General features: G+C 65.3%; 17 protein-coding genes and 1 tRNA gene. 12 read left to right on the top strand and 6 right to left on the bottom strand.

The annotated features are described in order from the left end of the window. Positions 1-123: 123 nt before the first annotated feature. From fmt to XCC_RS19395, 4 genes are all read left to right on the top strand, one after another. Positions 124-1047, top strand: a complete 924-nt coding sequence (gene fmt / locus XCC_RS19410) for a methionyl-tRNA formyltransferase (protein ID WP_011038830.1) — start codon at positions 124-126, stop codon at positions 1045-1047. After that, positions 1047-2357, top strand: a complete 1311-nt coding sequence (rsmB, locus tag XCC_RS19405; protein WP_164923350.1) for a 16S rRNA (cytosine(967)-C(5))-methyltransferase RsmB — start codon at positions 1047-1049, stop codon at positions 2355-2357. Before fmt ends, rsmB begins: the two co-directional genes overlap by 1 nt. 21 nt (positions 2358-2378) lie before the next feature. Further along, entirely contained in the window at positions 2379-4100 is a 1722-nt protein-coding gene (locus XCC_RS19400; RefSeq protein ID WP_011038828.1) for an ArnT family glycosyltransferase, read from the top strand. 139 nt (positions 4101-4239) lie between these two features. Further along, on the top strand, positions 4240-5529 hold the full coding sequence (locus XCC_RS19395; protein ID WP_011038827.1) for an O-antigen ligase family protein: 1290 nt from the start codon (positions 4240-4242) through the stop codon (positions 5527-5529). On the opposite strand, the gene XCC_RS19390 is transcribed toward XCC_RS19395, so the two are convergent. Next, complete coding sequence (locus tag XCC_RS19390) at positions 5514-6338, bottom strand: glycosyltransferase family 2 protein (protein ID WP_011038826.1); 825 nt, start codon at positions 6336-6338, stop codon at positions 5514-5516. The genes XCC_RS19395 and XCC_RS19390 overlap by 16 nt on opposite strands. Here XCC_RS19390 and XCC_RS19385 point away from each other — a divergent pair, their 5' ends adjacent. Then, complete coding sequence (locus XCC_RS19385; RefSeq protein WP_011038825.1) at positions 6339-7397, top strand: CDP-glycerol glycerophosphotransferase family protein; 1059 nt, start codon at positions 6339-6341, stop codon at positions 7395-7397. It begins immediately after the preceding gene. 28 nt (positions 7398-7425) lie between these two features. Here XCC_RS19385 and XCC_RS19380 read toward each other — a convergent pair whose 3' ends face one another. From XCC_RS19380 to ribA, 3 genes are read right to left on the bottom strand one after another with little or no spacing between them, the layout of a single operon-like run. After that, positions 7426-8928, bottom strand: coding sequence for a PH domain-containing protein (locus tag XCC_RS19380; RefSeq protein WP_011038824.1), 1503 nt, complete (start codon positions 8926-8928; stop codon positions 7426-7428). After that, positions 8925-9503 carry a PH domain-containing protein gene (locus XCC_RS19375; protein WP_012439403.1) on the bottom strand — a complete coding sequence of 193 codons (579 nt, stop codon included), beginning with the start codon at positions 9501-9503 and terminating at the stop codon, positions 8925-8927. Before XCC_RS19375 ends, XCC_RS19380 begins: the two co-directional genes overlap by 4 nt. Before the next feature lie 37 nt (positions 9504-9540). Then, entirely contained in the window at positions 9541-10674 is a 1134-nt protein-coding gene (gene ribA, locus XCC_RS19370) for a GTP cyclohydrolase II RibA (protein WP_011038822.1), read from the bottom strand. Positions 10675-10919: 245 nt separating this feature from the next. Between ribA and XCC_RS19365 the strand changes: the two genes are divergently transcribed. After that, positions 10920-11441: a GNAT family N-acetyltransferase gene (locus tag XCC_RS19365; RefSeq protein WP_011038821.1), complete on the top strand. Its 522-nt coding sequence runs from the start codon at positions 10920-10922 to the stop codon at positions 11439-11441. A gap of 139 nt (positions 11442-11580) precedes the next feature. Here the strand turns inward: XCC_RS19365 and XCC_RS19360 are convergent, their stop codons facing one another. After that, positions 11581-12495, bottom strand: a complete 915-nt coding sequence (locus XCC_RS19360; RefSeq protein ID WP_011038820.1) for a lauroyl acyltransferase — start codon at positions 12493-12495, stop codon at positions 11581-11583. A 99-nt stretch (positions 12496-12594) separates the two neighbouring features. Here XCC_RS19360 and dtd point away from each other — a divergent pair, with 99 nt between their 5' ends. The 4 genes from dtd (at position 12595) to XCC_RS19340 (ending at position 15877) form a co-directional block, all read left to right on the top strand. Then, on the top strand, positions 12595-13035 hold the full coding sequence (gene dtd / locus XCC_RS19355) for a D-aminoacyl-tRNA deacylase (protein ID WP_011038819.1): 441 nt from the start codon (positions 12595-12597) through the stop codon (positions 13033-13035). Between the two features lie 107 nt (positions 13036-13142). After that, positions 13143-15017, top strand: a complete 1875-nt coding sequence (gene rpoD / locus XCC_RS19350; protein ID WP_011038818.1) for an RNA polymerase sigma factor RpoD — start codon at positions 13143-13145, stop codon at positions 15015-15017. A gap of 254 nt (positions 15018-15271) precedes the next feature. Beyond that, positions 15272-15517, top strand: coding sequence for a hypothetical protein (locus XCC_RS19345; RefSeq protein ID WP_012439399.1), 246 nt, complete (start codon positions 15272-15274; stop codon positions 15515-15517). Between the two features lie 284 nt (positions 15518-15801). Beyond that, a tRNA-Ile gene (locus tag XCC_RS19340) sits at positions 15802-15877 on the top strand. Between the two features lie 119 nt (positions 15878-15996). On the opposite strand, the gene XCC_RS19335 is transcribed toward XCC_RS19340, so the two are convergent. Beyond that, positions 15997-17141 (bottom strand): IS3 family transposase gene (locus XCC_RS19335; protein WP_087942926.1). Its coding sequence is split into 2 segments (ribosomal slippage): positions 15997-16904 and positions 16904-17141, totalling 1146 coding nucleotides; the frame shifts between segments, so codons are not numbered across the junction. Positions 17142-17631: 490 nt separating this feature from the next. On the opposite strand from XCC_RS19335, the gene XCC_RS19330 reads away from it, so the two are divergent. Both XCC_RS19330 and XCC_RS19325 read left to right on the top strand, forming a co-directional pair. Then, on the top strand, positions 17632-18429 hold the full coding sequence (locus XCC_RS19330) for a YopJ family acetyltransferase (protein WP_019238030.1): 798 nt from the start codon (positions 17632-17634) through the stop codon (positions 18427-18429). Positions 18430-19145: 716 nt separating this feature from the next. Beyond that, entirely contained in the window at positions 19146-20006 is an 861-nt protein-coding gene (locus XCC_RS19325) for a GAF domain-containing protein (protein WP_011038813.1), read from the top strand. Positions 20007-20066: the final 60 nt, after the last annotated feature.

The raw sequence follows: 20066 nt of genomic DNA, 5'->3' as shown, positions 1-20066 counted from the left end.
GCGCCAGTCGCCAAACCTGCCCGCGCAACTGTCCACCCCATCTATCAGTTCCATGCCGCCACCGTCCCGGCTAGCACATCTGCCGTTGCGAATCCCCAATCCCGACTCCCAAATCCCAGCCCTATGAGAATTGTCTTCGCCGGTACGCCGGACTTCGCTGTCGCCTCCTTGCGCGCAGCCGCGCAGCGGCATGAAGTGGTCGCGGTGTATACCCAGCCGGATCGCCCTGCAGGCCGCGGCCGCGGGCTGACGCCATCGCCGGTCAAACTGGACGCTATTGCACGCGGTATCCCGGTCTTTCAGCCGCAGACGCTGCGCTCGCCCGAGGCCCTGGCCACCTTGCGCGCGCTGCAGCCGGACTTGATGGTGGTGGTGGCGTATGGCCTGATCCTGCCCAAGGCCGTGCTGGCCGCGCCCACGCATGGCTGCTGGAACGTGCATGCCTCGTTGCTGCCGCGCTGGCGTGGCGCCGCACCGATCCAGCGTGCGATCGAGGCTGGCGACACCGAAACCGGTGTCTGTCTGATGCAGATGGAAGCCGGCCTGGATACCGGCCCGGTGCTGTTGTCGCAGCGCGTCGAAATTGGCGAGCAGGAAACCGGCGGGCAATTGCATGATCGCCTGGCCGCGTTGGGCGCGCAGGTGCTGTCCGATGGCCTGGGTCTGTTGCGTGCCGGCATCCGCCCGGTCGCACAGCCGCAGCCGGCCGAGGGCGTGACTTACGCGCACAAGCTGGACAAGGCGCAGGCGCGCCTGGACTGGGCGCAGCCGGCCGAGGAATTGGCTCGGCGTGTGCGGGCATTTAATCCATGGCCGGTAGCCGAAGCGATCCTGGCTGGCGAACGCGTGCGTCTGCATGGCGCGGTGGCGCTGGACCTGGCGCATCAGCAGGCCCCGGGCACGCTGCTGGCGGCCAGCAAGCAAGGCATCGACATCGCCTGCGGCCAGGGCGCGCTGCGGGTGCGGGTGCTGCAGCGCGAAGGCGGCAAGGCGATCACCGCCGCCGATTACCTCAACGCGCGGCGCGACCTGCCGGCGCTGCGTTGATGGCCGCCGAAACCGCGGCAGCCGGTGTCGCCTCGCGCCTGGCCGCTGCCCGCATCCTGGCGGCGGTGTTCGACCAGGGGCGTTCGCTGAAAGCCGAGCTGACCGCCGCGCTGCCGGGCGTCAGTGATCCGCGCGACCGTGCTTTGGTTGAAGCGATCTGTTTTGCGGTACTGCGCCGCCGCCCGGCCTATGACGTGGCATTGCGGCAATGGCTGGAGCGCCCGCTGCCGCCGCGCGATGCCGAGCTCAAGGCGCTGCTGATGGCCGGTTTCGCGCAATTGGATGTCTTGCAGTTGCCCGCACACGCCGCCTTGTCGGCCACTGTGGAGGCCTGCCGCGCGCTGGGCCGCCCGCGTCAGGCCGGCATGGTCAACGCGGTGCTGCGGCGCGCGCAACGCGAGGGCTTCCCCGCTGTTGCCGACGATGCCGGCTGGCCGTCGTGGCTGCGCAAGCAATTGCGCGCGGACTGGGGCGACCAGGCCGAAGCGATCTTTGTGGAAAGTGCCCGCATGGCACCGATGTGGCTGCGTGTACCGCGCGCCCGTGTGAGCCCTGCCGAGTATGTTGCACGGCTGGCCGAGCAGGGCATCACCGCGCACACCGACCCGGTGCTGGCCGATGCCGTGCGCCTGGACACCGCGGTGCCGGTGAGCCAACTGCCCGGCTTTGCGCAAGGCGATGTGTCGGTGCAGGACGGCTCGGCCCAGCAGGTGGCCGATGCGCTGGCCCTGGCACCCGCAGCGCGGGTGCTCGATGCCTGCGCAGCGCCCGGTGGCAAGGCAGCGCACTTGCTCGAGCGTCACCCGCAGCTGCAGCTCACTGCGCTGGATGTGGATGCGCGCCGTCTGGAGCGTGTTCGGCAGACCGTGCAGCGGACCGCGCCCGATCGCACGGTGCGCCTGCACCCCGCCGATGCGGCCGACACCGCCGCCTGGTGGGACGGGCAGCCGTTCGATGCGGTGCTGCTGGATGCGCCGTGTTCGGCCACCGGCGTGGTGCGCCGCCAGCCCGATGTGCTGTTGCATCGGCGGGCAGACGACATCGATGCGCTGTGCGCCCTGCAGGCCCGTCTGCTGGAAGCCTGCTGGCGCACCTTGCGGCCGGGCGGGCAGTTGCTTTACACCACCTGCTCGCTGCTCAAGCGCGAAAACCAGACGCAGATTGAGGCCTTCCTCCAGCGCACCGCCGATGCGCAGGCGCAGCCGCTGGGTGCGCAATTCGGCCATGCCGCCGGTGCGGGACGGCAGCGCTTTCCTGGCGAACAGCAGTGCGACGGTTTTTTCTACGCGCTTTTGCTAAAAGCTTCCTGATCCGCATTCGTAGACATCGCCATGCTCAAGACCCGCGCTTCCAAGGATGTCTGGCTGCTCGCCATCACCGCGGTGCTGGTGATCGGCGCCGGCCTGGGCCTGCGTGACCCCTGGCCATCGGACGAGCCACGCTTTGCGCTGGTCGCCAAACAGATGGTGCTGAGCGGCGACTGGTTGTTCCCGCATCGCGGCAACGAGCTGTATTCGGACAAGCCGCCGATGCTGATGTGGCTGCAGGCCGCGTTCTACACGCTGCTGGGCAATTGGCGGGTGGCGTTCCTGCTGCCGTCGTTGCTGGCGGCGCTGGGCACGCTGGCTTGTGTCTACGACCTGGGCCGGCGGCTGTGGACGCGGCGCGTCGGCGCCTATGCGGCGTGGATGCTGTTGTTCACGCTGCACTTCACGTTTCAGGCCAAGAAGGCGCAGATCGATCCGCTGGTGGTGTTCTGGATCACCCTGGCCAATTACGGGCTACTGCGGCACCTGCTGCTGGGGCCTGCGTGGCGCTGGTGGACATTGGGCTGGTTCGCTGCAGGACTAGGCGTCATCACCAAGGGCGTGGGCGTGATTGCGCTACTGATGCTGATTCCGGCCGGTATCGCCGCGTTGCGTGGCTGGCCCGGCGTGCAGGTGCGGGTGCGCGACAAGCGGTTCTGGCTTGGCCCGGTGTTTTTCTTCGTCGCGATCCTGCTGTGGTTCGTGCCGATGGTGGTCACCGCGTTGACCGCCGGCGAGCCCGAATACCGCGTCTACCTCAACGACATCCTGCTGCGGCAAACCGCCAAGCGCTACGCCAACTCGTGGGATCACGCGCAACCGGTGTGGTACCACCTCAAGGGCATGGCCACGATGTGGATGCCGGTGATCCTGCTACTGCCCTGGGCGGTGCCGGCCTGGCGGCGTCGGCTGCGGCGACGCGATCCGCGCTACCTGTTGCCGCTGGCCTGGTGGCTGCTGGTGCTGGTGTTCTTCACCATTCCCAATGGCAAGCGCGACGTGTACATCCTGCCGGCACTGCCGATGTTCTGTCTGGCGCTGGCGCCATTGGCGCCGGGGCTGTTGCGCCGCGTTGGCGTGCAGCGGGTGCTGTTCGGATTTGCGCTGCTGTTGACCGTGGCCTTTGGCGCGGGCGGATTGGCGATGCTGATCGGCCACCCGGGCTTCGAACAGAAAATCATGGACAGCCGCGGCGTGGGCAGCGAAGCCACCGACCCGCTGGGCTGGGTGCTGCTGGCAGTGTCGCTGTGGGGCGCTGCCAGCCTGCTGTTGCTGCGCGTGCGGCGCTCCGCGCTGGCGGTGGCGTCCTTGCTCGGCGCGTGGTGGGTGGCGTTCGGGCTGATCTGCTACCCGATCTTCAACGACTCCAGCTCGGCCGGCGCGGTGATGCGCGAGGCCGGGCGCCGGATCGGGCCGCAGGCGCAGCTCGGTCTGGTGGCATGGAAGGAGCAGAACCTGCTGATGGCCGACCGGCCGGCACAGACCTTCGGCTTCAAGGTGCCCTGGGAGACGCAGCTGCAGCAGGGCGTGGCCTGGCAGGCGCAGCAGCCGGCCCAGCGCTGGTTGCTGGTGCAGGAGACCGCGCTGCTGGGCTGCGTCGATCGCACTGCCAGCCAAGTGGTGGGCGTGGCCAACCGGCGCAAATGGTGGCTGGTTCCGGGCAGTGCCGTGCATGGGCCGTGCGTGGCCAATGCGACCGAGAAGGTGGTCGAAGCGAAGGAGCAGGGCAACCTGGACACCGAGTGAGGGTGTCCACACCGCAACTGCGCAGTCGTGATGCGGTCAATATGGTCGTCTAGCCTCGATTCATGCGCCGCATCGTTAGCTTGGCCTGCCTTTTTGCCGCCGCCGTGCGGCTGCACCCCTCCTTCGCCACCCACACCTGATGAATTCCTTGCCCTCACCGCACCCGCCCCTGTCGCCCGCCGTTCCTGTCGCATCGCGTGCCGCGCTGAGATTGGCCGAGCTGGGCGTGTTCGTGCTCACGGCGCTGGTGGTGAACATGCCCAGCGGCTTGCTGCCGTTCGGCGTGTGCCTGCTGGGCGGCACGCTGCTGGGGTGGCGCAGCCTGCGCGCGGGCCTGGCCACGCAGGGCTGGTCGTTGCGGGTGCTGACTGGCCTGACCGCGGTGGTGATCGCGATGTCGGTGCTGTCGATCGTGTTGTTCGAGCCTTCCGTACGCGATGTGGAAAACCGTTCGCGCTTTCTGGTGCTGCCGTGGGCAGCGCTGTGGGCGTATGCACTGCAGCCGCGGCAGGTCTGGCTGTGGCGCGGCGCGCTGGCCGGCGTGTTCGCGGCGATGCTGGTGGCGATATTGCAGGTGATGAACGGTGCCGAGCGCGCAGAGGGCTGGACCAACGCGATTGTCTTTGCCGACATTGCGCTGATGTTGCTGGTGGTGGCCATCTTCTGCCGCCCGAATGGCCAGGTGCGCTGGTTGCTGGGCGCGGCGGTGGCTGCGGTGGCGGTGATCGTGCTGAGCGGTAGCCGTGGCGTGTGGTTGTCGTTGCTGGTGACCCTGGGTGTGTTGGTCTGGGGCGCGCCCTGGCAGAGCGCACGCATGCGATTGCTGGCGTTCGTCGGCGGCGCGGTGGTGTGCGTTGGCCTGGTGCTCAGCGTGCCGGGGCTCACCGAACAGCTGCGCATCGGCGAGCTGCAAAGTGATTTTCAGCGCTACGAAGTCGGCGACGCCGATTCGTCTGCCGGTGCGCGCATCGAGCGCTTGCACGTGGCCTGGGACACCTTGCAGGCGCATCCGTTGACGGGTGTGGGCGTGGGGCGCTTCGATGATGCAATGCGCGAGCTGCCACTGTGCGCGGGCGACACCTGGTTGCTGCGCTGCCATCTGGGCCACGCGCACAACGATCTGGCCGAGTGGGGCGCCACCCAGGGTATTCCCGGGTTGCTGCTGCTGATCGCGGTGTACGGCGTGCCGCTGTGGATGTTCGTGCGCCTGCACCGTCGCAGCGGGCAGCGTCAATTTCGTGGGCCGGCCGCGGCAGGGGTGATGATCGTGATCAGCTATGCGCTGTGCGGGCTGACCCAATCGATGTTCGCCCATCAGGTCTCGGCCAGCTTTTATGCGGCGATGGTGGGCATCCTGGCGGGGCTGGCCGCGCGTCAGGCGCAGCAGCATGCCACTGCCGCATCGCCATTGGCTCAGTCCGCGCGCTGATCAGGTGCGCGCGGCGGGTCTTGCACCGGTTGGCCCTGCTGCAACAGCCACAACATGATGGTCTTCTGGCGCACATAGTTGGCACGTACGTAGGCGTAAATCAGCCCGTGCCAGCCATCGCGAAAACCACCGCGCAGCAGATAGCCGCGCCAGAAGCGCCACGCTGGCGCGAGCACCAGCTTGCTCCAGGTCGCCCGTTTGCCACGGGCGTAGTCGTACTCGGCCATCATCTGCGCATAGCGCTGGGTCTTGCCGAGCTGCTGCATCAGCGAGCGGTAGGGGTGATGGATCAGGTCACCGCGCAAGGTGGCCACGGTGCCATCCACGCTGGCGGCTTCGTGGATCTCGCGCTTGCCGCGCCAGCCGCCGCGGCGCCGGTCGAACAACCGCAGCACGCGGTCCGGATACGCATTGCCGTGGCGCAGGAACCGCCCGAAATACTCGGAAAGGCGTGCGAAGCGATAGCCGGCCGCCGCGTTGAATCCGGCATCGCGCGCGGCGAGGATCGAGGCGCGCAATGCATCGCTCACGCGCTCGTCCGCGTCCAGGCACAGCACCCAGTCGTGACTGGCCTGCGCCACGCAAAATGCCTTCTGGCTACGGTAGCCGTCGAACGCACGGTGCAGCACGCGCGCGCCGTGCGCGCTGGCAATGGCGGCAGTGGCATCGGTGGAGCCGGAGTCGACCACCACGATCTCATCGCAGAACGCCAGCGAGGTCAGGCAGTCGCGTAGGCGATCGGCTTCGTTGAACGCGATAATGCAGGCGGAAATGCGAGGCCGTTCGTCTGGGGCGGTCGATGAGGACATGTGATGGCCGAATACCTGCTGTTCGCAACGGAGCGTTACGCGTTGCCTATTCTGGCGCCATTGGCGCAGGCATTACAGGCCTCCGGCCAGTCGGTGTCGGCCTGGTTCGAAGATGGCGCGCGCGGGCTGCAGGTGCCTGGCGTGCGCGAGATTGGCCTGCGGCAAGCGCTGGCGTTGCGCCCACGTGCGGTGTTCAGTGCCGCCAACTGGGTGCCGCCGTTCGTGTCCGGCGCCAAGGTGCAGCTGTTTCACGGCTTCAACGTGCAAAAACGGGAAGACAACCGCGGGCATTTCCGGGTGCGCGGGCTGTTCGATCTGTATTGCACGCAGGGCCCGGCCACCACCGCCCCGTTTCGTGCATTGGCCCAGCGCGAAGGCCATTTCGCGGTGGCCGAGACCGGCTGGCCCAAACTGGACCCGGTGTTTCGCGATGACGGTGGACGCAGCGCCGCGTTGCGCGCGCCGGCTGACGGGCGCCCGGTCATCCTGTTCGGCTCCACTTTTACCGAGCGGCTGAGCGCGGCGCCGGTGTTGTACGAACAGATTGCCGCGGACATCGCACGCGGCACGCATTACTGGCTGCTCACCTTGCATCCCAAATGTGCGCCGGCGCTGTTCGAGCGTTATCGCGCGCTGGCCGGGCCCAATGCGCGTTTTGTCGAGCCTGAAGAGGTCATGGCCGCGCAGCGCGCTGCCGATGTGCTGGTCTCGGACACCTCTTCGATCGTGTCCGAGTTCGTGGTGCAGCACAAACCGGTGGTGACCTTCCGCAACCGTGTGCCGCAGCCGCACATGCTGGATTTCCAGCAGCCCGAGGAATTGCCGCAGTGGCTGGCGCGCGCGCTGCAGCCAGAGGCGGGCGTGCGTGCGGCGCTGGCCGCGTACGCGGATGCGATCCATCCGTTTCGCGATGGGCTGTCGTCCGAGCGCGTGATCGCCGCCACCGAAGACTTCATCGCCGGCGAGATGGGCCGCTTGCGCCGTAAACCGCTGGGGGCGCAATGGCGGGCCCTGCAGATCCGTCGCGCGCTTGGCTATTGGGGCCCGTCGCGGCGCTAATCACCAACGCGTCCATCGCAAGCCGCCATCACCAGCGGAGTTTGCGACGCGCCAACGCAGCGCCGAGCTGGGTCTGCAAGGCCTGCGCGTGGGCCAGCGGCACGAAGCGCAGCCGCAAGGCCGGGCCGGTGGCACTGGCACCGGCGGTATCCAGCAACAAGGTGGCAGTGCCGGAGAGCCGGTCCAGCGGCGAGCGCTGCAGTTGCAGCGCTTGCAACTTGTCCAGTTCGGCCAGCCGCCACCAGCGCTTCCACCAGCCGCCACGCACCGCTACGTAGCGCGCATCCAGCGCGTAACCCATGCGCTGCACCTGGCGGTAGGCCTTGAAGGCGCTCCAGGGCAGCCACAGCAGCAGCCAGCTCGCCTGCGCACCGAAACGCCAGGCCAGCACGGCGGTCAGTGGCAGCACCAGCAGCACGGTGGGCAGGCTCAGCCGCCACCAGCAATGCGTGGCCACCGGCTGCCACGCCGCAGGCGGCCAGGCCACGTCGGGCAACAGCTGCTGCAGCAGGGCGTCGCAGCGCTGCGGCTCGGCGATCGGCGCCAGTTCCTTCAGCGCGGCGCCGTCGTTGTCACCGGTGGTCACGGCGGTATCCACGCGCAGCTGGCGGCGTCCGAACAGGGCATGCAGGCGGCTTTCGTACAGCGTCCAGGACTGGATGCGGCGCAGCGCCACGCTGCTACGGATGCGGGTCAGCAGACCGCGTTCCACGGTCAGGCGGCGCTCGGATTCGCTCAGGTGAAAGCCGTGGTACTGCGCCACTGCCAGTGCCACCGACAGGGCCCGCATCGCGACCAGCACCACCAGCATGCCGAGCACCACCAGCGTCGCAGTCACGGCGGTGCCGGGATGGATCTGCGCCACATAGCGATAAGCCAGTTCGCCGTTGTGTTCGACGAAGTTGGACACCGTGCGACGCGGAATCATCTGGTACAGCACCCCGAAGCCGGCGGCGACCACCACCATGCCGCGGTTGGAGATCAGCCCCAGGCGGATCACCTCGCTGGTGGGCAGGCGCAGCAAGGTGCCGACGTCGGGCGCCTGGTGTGCAGTGGCCGGCTCGGCGGTGTGCGCGCGGCGGCGGATCAGGTCTTCCAGCGCCAGCGCCTGATCCAGCCGTAACACGCGCATTTCCGCTTCCGGCTTGTGCCCGCCGGCCGATTCAAGGCGCACCTCGGCCACGCCGGCCAGCCGGTGCAGCAGCGATTGGTGCACCACCACGTTGTGGATGCGGGCGAACGGGATGTCGCGCCGGCTGCGTTCCAGCAGGCCGCTGCGGATCGCCACGCCGTCACTGCCGATGCGGTAACGATAGGTGAAGTAGCGCAGCACCGAGATGGCCACCAGGACGGCGATCACGATGCCGGTCGCCAGGTGATCGGCCGAGTCGCGGCTGCCATCGCGGCTGCCGAACAAAATCAACGCCGCCAGCGGGATCAGGAACTGGCGGATCTGCTGCAGCAACACGAACAGCCACGACAACGGGTGCAGCCGCTGTTCGTCATCGGTTGACGCATCAATCGCGCTCACAGGGCGTCGTCGTCGTGGTCGAGCTGGTGGGCGAGGCGGTCGCGCAGCCGTTCGGCATCGCGCTGGTCCAGGCCGGAGAGTCCCACGGCGTTGAGCCGGCTACCCGCGGTATGCACCACCAGCGTGGTGAGGCCGGTGGCGCGCTCGATCGGGCCGCGGCGCAGGTCCAGATGCTGCACGCGGGTGATCGGGATTCGCGTTTCGCTCTGCCACAGGTGGCCGCGCTGCAGGGCCAGGCCGTGGTTGTCGAGCTTCCAGCGCGTCAGCCGGTGGCGTTTGAGTGCCAGCCACGCACCCAGCCCGGCCGCCAGGAGTACCGCCACCACCATTGCCGGCCAGTATTGCCAGGCCTGCAGCGCGACGCCGAACACGCCCAGTGCGAACAGGCAGGCCACGCTCATGCCGAGCGCACCCTTGACCCCGGCTACATAGGCGCCGCGGCGTGGCAGCGGCTGCCATTGGGCGTGGTCCACTGTGTCGGGCTCGGCCGGCGCGGGCGTGGCGTGGAGGTCGTCGGGAAGCGGGGGTGGGACGTCGTGCACGCGGCGGGCCTGCGGGAAGCGGTCCGCCAGCATAGCCGGGCGCCGCGCGGGCGCGCACCCGGCAGCCGGCTTACTGGGCCGCCAGGATCAGCGCGTCGACATCCAGCGCATGGCCGGCGCGGGCCGCCTTGGTGCGCAGGTACTGCTCGTTCTCCGGCGTGATGTCGCCGGTGACCGGGATGCGGTCTTCCACCACGATGCCGGCGGCGCGCAGCCGCTCGGCCTTGGTCGGGTTGTTGGTCAGCAGGCGGATCCGGCTGATGCCCAGGCCGCGCAACATCGCCACCGCACTGCCGTAGCGGCGCTCATCCGGGCCAAAGCCCAGCTGCGCATCGGCATCGATGGTGTCCAGCCCGGCGTGCTGATAGCCGTACGCACGCATCTTCGAGGCGATGCCCGTCCCGCGGCCTTCCTGATCCAGATACAGCAACACGCCGCCGCCGAGCTCCTTGAGCTTGGCCAGCCCGTGCCGCAGCTGGTCGCCGCAGTCGCACTTGAGCGAGCCGAACAGGTCGCCGGTGAGGCAGGACGAATGCACGCGCACCGGCACCGCACTGCCCAGATCCGGCTGACCCACCACAATCGCCACCTGATCGCGCTGCGCCACGCCACCGCGGAACACCACGAACTCGCTCATGCCCAAGCCGCGCAACGGCACCGGGCTGCGGGTGACCAATTCGTAGCCAGCCGCCGCCGAGGTGGCGCAGCCGCTGTCCAGGTCGTCCAGCGCCAGTGACTGGCAGCCGGCGAAGGCGGCGCGGTCTTGCTCGCCGGGCAGCTCCACCGCCAGCATCGCCGGCAGCAGCAGCCCAAGCCGTGCGATCTCCACCGCGCCGGCGTCCAGCGCATCGCCCGGGGTCCACTGCGAGGGCACTGGGGTATCGCGCAGATAGGCGAGTGCGGCGAGCTGGTCGTAATCGTGGCTGGCCAGCGCCACACGCGCACCCTGCGGGGCCACCAGGCCCAGCACCTGTGCGCGGGTGGGGGTCACGAACAGGTAATGCCGGCCCTGCGCGGCGCGCGCGAAGGCCGTGTACGACTGCGCCGTGCTGCTGTCCAGCCCGAGCACGGCGCGGGTGTGCCCCTGCGCATCGGTGATGAGGACCGGGCGGCCGGCACGCAGTTCGGAGGCGGCGCGCTCGCAGCGGATCGCGGCCGGGTCACCGAAGGGTTGCGCGCTGGGGAAGGGAGAGGGACTGCTCATGCACGACTCCAAATGGGGACTGCCACGACCGCTTCAAGGCGGGCACCAGCGCAACCACACGCTGCGTGCCTGGGCCATTGTCGCGTGCCCGGCGAGCGCCGGGAGCCACGGGCGTATGGAACGCTGCGTCTGTGGCGGACCTGGACTGTGTGGCAGGCGGGGCCACCATTGGTTGCACCGCTGCCGCGTTGTTCATCGCCCGGCAATGCTTTTTAATCCGTCCACCCTGTCTTTGCCTGGATGCCATGCACATCGTCGACTGCAGCCATGCGCGCCACGCCGGCGCGATCCTGGACATCTTCAACGATGCCATCGCCCATTCCACGGCGCTGTACGACTACCGGCCGCGCCCGGCGGAGAGCATGGCGGGCTGGTTCGCCACCAAGCAGGCCGGCGGCTTTCCGGTGATTGGCGTGGAAGATGCCGATGGCACCTTGATGGGCTTTGCCAGCTACGGCACGTTTCGCGCCTGGCCGGCGTTCAAGTACAGCGTGGAGCATTCGATCTACGTGCACCGCGACCATCGCGGCAAAGGTCTGGGGCGCACCTTGCTGCAATTGCTGATCGACGCGGCGCAGGCGCGTGGCGTGCATGTGCTGGTCGGCGGCATCGACGCCAGCAATGCGGCCAGCATCGCGCTGCACGAACAGTTTGGCTTCACCCATGCCGGCACCGTGCGCGAAGCCGGATTCAAGTTCGGCCGCTGGCTCGACCTGGCGTTCTATCAGCGCATCCTCAGCACGCCGAGTGACCCGCACGACGATTGAGCTGGTAGCGATGACTTAGGCCGGGAGCACTTGGAAGGCGCTGCTGCGGCGCCTGATCTGTCTTTGAAATGCGACGCTCGCGGCCAAGCGCTGGCTCAGCACGCGCTTGGCAGAGCGTTTCTCGCAAGCCCGCCGCACTTCAATGCGGATGCCGCTCGGTCGCATACGGATTGGGCTCGCCGCTGCCCGGCGGGCGCAGCGTGTAGCGCTTGTAGGTCCACTGGTACTGGGCGGGGTCACGGCGGGCGATCCGTTCGATGCCGGCGTTGAGCGCGGTGGCCGCACGCACCGGGTCGGGGTCGGCCACCGCCGGCTCGGCCGGCTGCACATGCAGGGCGAATTGCAGATCGTCGCCGGCGCGCTCGCACCAGCCGTACAGCACGGTGGCACCGGTGCGCTCGGCCAGCCGGTTGACCAGGGTCATGGTCAGCGCCGGGATACCGAAGAACGGCGCGAATACGCCATCGCCCATCTTCGGCTGCTGGTCGGGCAGGATGCCGACCGCGCCACCGTCCTTGAGCACCTTGAACAGCTGGCGCACCGCCGGGCCTTCCGCGCGCACCTGGCGCACGTTGTCGCCGCCACGGGCCAACTGCAGGAAGCCATCCACGGCATCGGAATCCGGCGGGCGGTACACGATGGCGATCGGGCCGCGTTCGGACAGCCACTGGTTGAGCAATTCCCAATTGCCGAAGTGCGGCGCCGCCACGATCACCCCGCGGCCCGATGCCAGCGCCGCGTCGTACAGCTCCTGCCCATTGCGCTGCAACCGCGCCAGGTTCTCGGCCGGCGGGCGGGTCCAGGTACGCAGCACTTCCAGAGTCTGCCGGGCGGTGGAGCGCAGGATCTGCGCATGCAGCTGCGCGCGCTGTGCCGGTGCCAGTTCCGGGTAGGCCAGCTCCAGGTTGCGCCGCGCCACGCGGCTTTCGCGGGCATTGAGCTTGCGCCAGCTCCAGGCCAGCGTGTCGGCCACGCGCTTGAGCAACGGCCAGGGCAGCCGGCCCACGGTGGCGGCGGTGACATACAACAGACGGGCGCGGACATCAGGTTTCATCCGGGCAATTCTAAACAGCGCGGCCGGCGATGACCCGTACGTGACAGCACTGGCCGCACTCGGCATGCTCGTGCCGCCCGACTGACTGAGGTGTTGCCCATGCTTGCACTGATCCAACGCGTCACCCGGGCCTCGGTCGCGGTCGATGCGCAGGTGGTCGGGCAGATCGGCCCCGGGTTGCTGGCCCTGATCGGTATCGAGCCCGGCGACACCGCGCCACAGCTGCGCCGCCTGGCCGAACGCCTGCTGGGCTACCGGGTGTTTTCCGATGAGGCCGGCAAGATGAATCGCTCACTCGCCGACACCGGCGGTGGGCTGCTGCTGGTGAGCCAGTTCACCCTGGCTGCCGACACCAAGGCCGGTATGCGGCCGAGCTTCAGCACCGCCGCGCCGCCAGAAGAGGCTGAACGGGCGTTCAATCAATTGGTGGCGATCTGCCGCGAAAAACATTCCGGCGGGGTGGAAACCGGCCGCTTCGGTGCCCATATGGTTGTCGACCTGGTCAACGACGGCCCGGTGACCTTCCTTCTCAGGCCCTAGCGCGCCTCACTCAACCAGCTGCCTGTCTTGATTCCGGCAGACCGGGCTTCACGCTGGTATAATGCTAGGTTCTCTTTCCAATCTCAAAGCCGGTGGCGCGAGCACTCATGGCCAACGAACGTCCTGCCCAGCAATCCGACATCAAGCTACTGATCAGCAAGGGCCTGGAACAGGGCTATCTGACCTACGCCGAAGTCAATGACCACCTGCCCGACGACCTGGTCGACCCGGAGCAGATCGAAGACATCATCAGCATGATCAACGGCATGGGCATCGATGTCCATGAAGTTGCCCCCGATGCTGAAACCCTGCTGCTCAACGATGGCAACACCGGCAACCGCGAGGTTGACGACACCGCTGCCGAAGAAGCCGCCGCCGCGCTGACCGCGCTGGACACCGAAGGTGGTCGCACCACCGACCCGGTGCGCATGTATATGCGCGAAATGGGCACGGTCGAGCTGCTGACCCGCGAAGGCGAAATCGCCATCGCCAAGCGTATCGAAGAGGGCCTGAGCCAGGTCCAGGCCGCACTGGGTACGTTCCCGCTGTCGACCGAGCTGCTGCTGTCCGATTACGAAGCGCACAAGGAAGGCAAGAAGCGCCTGGCCGAGATCGTGGTCGGCTTCAACGACCTGATCGAAGAAGCCGACGCTGCCGCTGCAGCGCTGGCCGCTGCCGGCCCGGTCGCCGTTGACGAAGATGCGGTGGACGAAGACGCAGACGAAGACGGCGATGACGACGCTGCCGAGGAAGAAGCCGGCCCGACCGGTCCGGACCCGGTGGAAGTTGCCACGCGCATGGAGAACCTGGCCAACGAGTACGCCAAGTTCAAGAAGGCCTACGTCAAGTATGGCGCCGAGCACAAGAATGTGGCCAAGGCGCGCGAAGACATGGCCGCCATCTTCACCACACTCAAGCTGCCGCTGCCGCTGACCGATGCGCTGGTCACCCAGTTGCGTGGCGTGGTCAACGGCATCAAGGACCACGAGCGCAAGGTGCTGCACCTGGCGACCACCGTGGCGCGCATGCCGCGCAAGGACTTCATCCGTTCGTGGGAAGGCAACCAGACCAACCTGGAATGGGTGGAAGACGCACTCAAGCGCAAGCAGAAGTGGTCGTCGGCGCTGCGCGACGTCAAGGACCAGATCGTCTCCGAGCAGCAGGGTTCGATCGAGATGGAAAAGGCGAACTACCTCACCCTGGCCGAGATCAAGGACATCAGCCGTGCGATGGCCTACGGCGAAGCCAAGGCGCGCAAGGCCAAGAAGGAAATGGTCGAGGCCAACCTGCGTCTGGTCATCTCCATCGCCAAGAAGTACACCAACCGTGGCCTGCAGTTCCTCGACCTCATCCAGGAAGGCAACATCGGCCTGATGAAGGCCGTGGACAAGTTCGAATACCGTCGCGGTTACAAGTTCTCCACGTATGCCACGTGGTGGATCCGTCAGGCCATCACCCGTTCGATCGCCGATCAGGCGCGCACCATCCGTATTCCGGTGCACATGATCGAAACGATCAACAAGTTGAACCGCATTTCCCGCCAGATGCTCCAGCAGTTCGGCCGTGAGGCCACGCCGGAGGAGCTGGCCAAGGAAATGGACATGCCCGAGGACAAGATCCGCAAGGTGATGAAAATCGCCAAGGAACCGATCTCGATGGAAACCCCGATCGGCGACGACGAGGATTCGCATCTGGGCGATTTCATCGAGGACACCAACGTGGAGTCCCCGATCGACAACACCACCAACATCAATCTCTCCGAGACGGTGCGGGACGTGTTGGCCGGCCTGACCCCGCGGGAAGCCAAGGTGCTGCGCATGCGCTTCGGTATCGACATGAACACCGATCACACGCTGGAAGAGGTCGGCAAGCAGTTCGATGTCACGCGTGAGCGGATTCGCCAGATAGAGGCCAAGGCGTTGCGCAAGCTGCGTCACCCGAGCCGTTCGGAACAGCTGCGGTCGTTCCTGGACATCGACTGATCGCACAGCGGTCAGCGCACCTCGGTTCCACAACAGCCCCGCTCATGCGGGGCTGTTGCGTTATGGGTGGTGGCACGCTCTGCGGTTCGCAGGAACAACGCAGGCAGTACACCAATCACGCTGCCTAGCGGGTTCACGGCGCGCGCACGAAGCTACACAGGCCCGCAACATTAAGGACGCGTTTCCCGATTACTCACGTATTTTTCTAGCGCCACGCCCTACCGTGCTAGTCGAATGGAAACGGGAGCGCCACCATGAGCAGGCAAAGCCGATTCGAAACCACCACCTACCGCGACAGCGAGATCCGCGTGCGTGTGGAACAGGCGTCTGTCGGTGCGAAGTGGACGCTATGGGTGGATGTGTACGTTGCCCGCGGCAAACGGTTGCCACGGATCAGCGAGCAGAACGTGGAGTACGACAATTACCAGGACGCCATCGCGCACGGTTTTCGTACCGGCCGCGCGCTGGTGGATGCGCAGCAAGAAGTGGCCGATGCGTGAGTGGTTGGTTGTTGTCGAGGACCACCAGTGCAGCGGAACAACCAGTGCAGCAATATGCGAGTGCGGCAATGAGCGCGTTGTAGTGCTGGCCTGAAGCGGCCAGTGACGAAGGTCCGATGCGCAGCAGAGGAGCCCAGCCAACCCTGGGCTTTTTTGTGGGCGTGGCACAGCCAGGCGGTTGTGGTTTTTGCAGGTAAGCGCAGACAGCGAAGCGGCCGGGCAGGTAAACTCTGCCGACTCTGGGGGCAGCTGATGCATGCAGCACCGACGAGCTGCGCGACGCAGGGCCTATAGCTCAACGGTTAGAGCAGAGGACTCATAATCCTTTGGTTCCAGGTTCGAATCCTGGTGGGCCCACCAGTAAAATCAATGATTTGCTGACGCGTCTCATCTTAAGAGAGAGGCCAAAGGTACATTTTCGGTACAGTCCGGGAAGTAGAGACCTATGGCAACTGATACGCTCAGGGTTCCGTAGACACTCAAGACCCTCGTTGCGCGTAGCGCCGTTCAAACTCTACAGGGGACAAGTCGCCAGTGGAACCGTGGCGGCGGTTGGGGTTGTAGAACATCTCGATGTAGTCGAATACCTCGGCGCGAGCGGCGTCCTTGGTGGGATAGGTCCGCCGCCTGATCCGCTCGCGTTTGAGCAGGCCGAAGAAGCTCTCCACGGGTGCGTTGTCGTGGCAGTTGCCACGCCGACTCATGCTGCACACCAAGCCATGGGACGCCAGGAAACTGCGCCAGTCATCGCTGGTGTAGACAGACCCTTGGTCCGAGTGAACCAAGCAACCAGTGTTGGGTTTGCGCCGCCACACCGCAGACAACACCGCCTGCACGACCAACTCGGTGTCGGCCCGATCGCGCATCGCCCAGCCGACGACCTGCCTGGAAAACAGATCGATCACAACAGCCAAATACATCCAGCCTTCATGCGTGCGGATGAAGGTGAAATCGCTCGCCCAGGCCGTGTCCGGCTCCGTCACGTCGAACTGTCGGTCAAGCAGGTTGGCCGCCGCCTTGCACTGCATTCCTCCATGGAAGCGCGGTTTGCGACCATAGCCCACCTGGGCACGCAGTCCCTCGGTGCGCATCAGCCGATGCACCCGATGACGACTACAACGCTCACCCAGATCGCGCAGATCCGTGGTGATCTTGCGATGCCCATAGACACTGCCGCTGGCCAGCCAGTGGTGCTTGATTAGTCCAAGCAAGCGATCATCTTCCTTGGCGCGCTCACTGTTGGGCGAGCACAACCAGGCGTAATAACCCGACCGGTTGACCCGCAATACCCGGCACATTGCACACACCCTGAATTCCTCGCAGTGGGCTTGCATGAAGGCGTACTTTGCCTTTACCCCTTGGCAAAGTACGCGGCGGCCTTTTTTAGGATGTCGCGCTCCTCGGTCACTCGACGCAACTCTGCCTTCAGCCGCCGAACCTCGGCGCTCTGGTCCACCTCGGCGCGATGCACCACGCCAGACTTGCCGAACGTGCGCAGCCAGGCGTACAGGCTGTGCGTCGTGACACCCAGCCGCTCGGCGACTTCTGCCACCTTGAACCCACGATCAGTCACTTGCCGGACCGCCTCGATCTTGAACTCATCCGTATATCGCTTGCTGCTCATAGGCACCTCCGAATCGACCATTTTCCATGGCCTTGAGATGTCTAGGAAACCCTGGGCGTATCACTGATGCTCAGCCTGTTGGGAAAGGCATGGGTCATCTTCCGCGTCAATGCCTTCGTCGTCCCGGCCAATTCTTCGGTGAGGCGAAGCGAATCGGAGAACTACTCACCAAACTTGCATTCTAAAGTCACTGCAGGAGATCAACATGGGACTATGCAATTCAAAGAGCGTGGCAGGCTCAGTGGTAGGCTCACCTATAGCAACTTCACCTGAGCATTATCCAACCAGCGCCACAGAGCAGACCACGCCTTTTAGGCCTTCATCTCCCGAGGCGTCCATGTCACCCAGCTTGCATGACTTGGCGGCACTCGGCTCTCCCCGAGCAAGGCGGGCCCGCTCGGGGAGAGCCGCCAGTCCCTCCGGCACCGGCATCATGGCAGGGCGAGTGTCCTTTCCTTCTTCGTCGTCCGGACCTACGCTCGCGGCTCAATTGCAGGACTTCATTGAAGCGCTGGAGCACGCCGAGCGTCAAGGAAAACAATATCCGGCGGCCGAACTCGATCAGAAGTTCCAGCCACAGGTGGTGGCGGCCCAGAATCACATCCACCCCAATCTCGATGTAAAGGTCTTCGATGCGTCGGCATCCGAGCCGCATGCGTTGCGGCAAGCTATTGTCAATACCGGGCGGGGTCAGCGGTGGCGCGCCGTCGTTAACGTGGAGCGGATCCATGGAAAGGGAGCGCCAAGCCATGGCATCGCGGTGGACGTGTCGGGAGGCCGTGGCAAGGTGTCCGTCTTGGCGGTCGACAGCGTATGGGGATGCGCCGACACGCTGTCCGTCATGACCGCCGCGTTGAAGGGCGTGAAGAACGCGACGCTGACCATCCTCAACACGGGCACGCAGAAGGATGTCATCAACTGCAAGACCTTCGCCCTGGCGAATGCGAAGGCGATGGCGGATAACGATGACTTGATGGTGGATCTCCACAAGAAGAATTTTAGAGGGAAGATCGTCGGGACGGGCGATACCGTCAATGACGTGGACGTCACGATCGCGCGCGGCTCTGACGTGCTCTATGTGAGCTTCTTCCAGCACACGACGTCGAAGGACGTTTTCGACGATCTTCCCGAGCATATCCGGGAACCGCTGGAGGAGAGCTTCGACCAGAACTTCCGGGAGATCGAGGCAGGAGGCAAGCGCAGGGCGTACAACACCTCCATCCAGCAGGAGAGGCTCAAGTACCTACGGGATGCGCTGCTTTTCGCCGACGCCGAGTACTGGAGCTAAGCGCTCAAGGAACCCACGGGGTGCCCCTGAGATAATTGAGGGTCGGCAGGGATTCGTGAAAAACCTTTGCTGACAGCGAGTTAGCTCACTTTTTGCTGTTTTTTACACGAATCCTTGCCGAACCTTGTGTACCAATCCTTATGCGCTGAAGATGCTAGTGCAGGGCACGGCAGTGGTCACCCGCAACGCGGCCAATTTCAGCCGACAGGAGTGACTATCGTCAACCCGTGGGAGCAGTCGCCATGAACGCCTACGAGTTCAAGATTGTCTCCAATAGCGGTACTCAAGCGATACAGGGCTGAGTTTTGCCCGTCATCGCCAAGCTGCGCTAAACTGCTGTCGCAGCTTACTTTTTTGTTCTGCTGCTTACGTTGTCTTATGCGTGGTTTTCCTAGGCATGGCGCGTTGACGTCAAACTCATAATCCTTTGGTTCCAGGTTCGAATCCTGGTGGGCCCACCACACGATGCGAGGTTGTGTTTTTTGATCGCGTCCCGCACTGCTGACGCCGACTCCGATACGTGTGGTGATGTCGCCTAGATTCAAAGCTGATAGAGCACAGCCCTAGCCGGAGACGGATCTGCAGAAGCGCTTCGTGGTCGGCATGCCACTAGCCTGCATGCGTCTTGGGTTCGCGGTCTTTGCTGTCAAACGAGCACGACCGTATGGGTAGCATGCAGGGCGCTATGATCGGGGCTGCTTCCCTGGTCCTCGACTATGCTCATTGCACCGTATCCGAAAAATGAGCAGGCGCGCCTTCGCCTCCTGCGTCAGCTCGATATCCTGGACACAGCGGCAGAAGAGGTCTTTGACGAGATCACGCGCGAACTGGCCGAGAAATTGCAGGTGTCCACCGCATTGATTTCGCTGGTGGACGCAGACCGGCAATGGTTCAAATCCAGAGTCGGTCTCGATGCCTGCGAAACATCGCGGGACGTGTCTTTTTGCGCGCATGCAGTGGGTGCGGGGGAGGCGCTGTTTGTGCATGATGCCTTGACCGATGTTCGATTCAAGGACAACCCGCTCGTCCAAGGGCCGCCCTACATTCGCTTCTATGCAGGGATACCGCTACGCAGCGAAAACGGTCTGGTCGTGGGAACCCTCTGCGCCCTCGACGCCCAGCCAAAAGAGCTGAATGAGGACGAGCTGCGGTTGATGAATCAGCTGGCGGAAAAGGCCAGCCATTATGTCTTTAGCCGTTTGAAGAGCGACCTGTCATCGAACCTGGAAGCGGATGCGAAGCAGATAGGCTTCGACTTCTCGCCAATCGCCATGGCGGTGTTCGGTGCCGATGAGGCGCTGGTCGCTGTCAACACAGCGTGTTGCGACTTATTGGGAATGACCAAGGCAGCGTTGGTTGCTTCTTCCGCCAACGCACTCTGGAAAGGCGATTCGAACGAACGCTTAAGCTTGAAAACGCGCGCCCACGATAGCGGTGTCCTTCCCGTCACCTTGAACGCGGGCAGCTTCTCGGGCAAGCGGATCTTGCTGCAGGTGGTGACGAATGCGCAAACCTCACCGTCTTTTGTTGCACTTCTCTTTCCAGAAAACGTGGGTGCGTCGTGGTCGAAGCTCTAGACTCTGCGCGCGACGGGCTGGGCCGCCTCTTCGGATTCAGATTCCTTTCCTGTCGACAAG

Source organism: Xanthomonas campestris pv. campestris str. ATCC 33913 (assembly GCF_000007145.1).
In the GTDB taxonomy this organism is placed as follows: Bacteria; Pseudomonadota; Gammaproteobacteria; order Xanthomonadales; family Xanthomonadaceae; genus Xanthomonas; species Xanthomonas campestris.
This window is presented reverse-complemented; position numbering and strand designations above follow the sequence as displayed.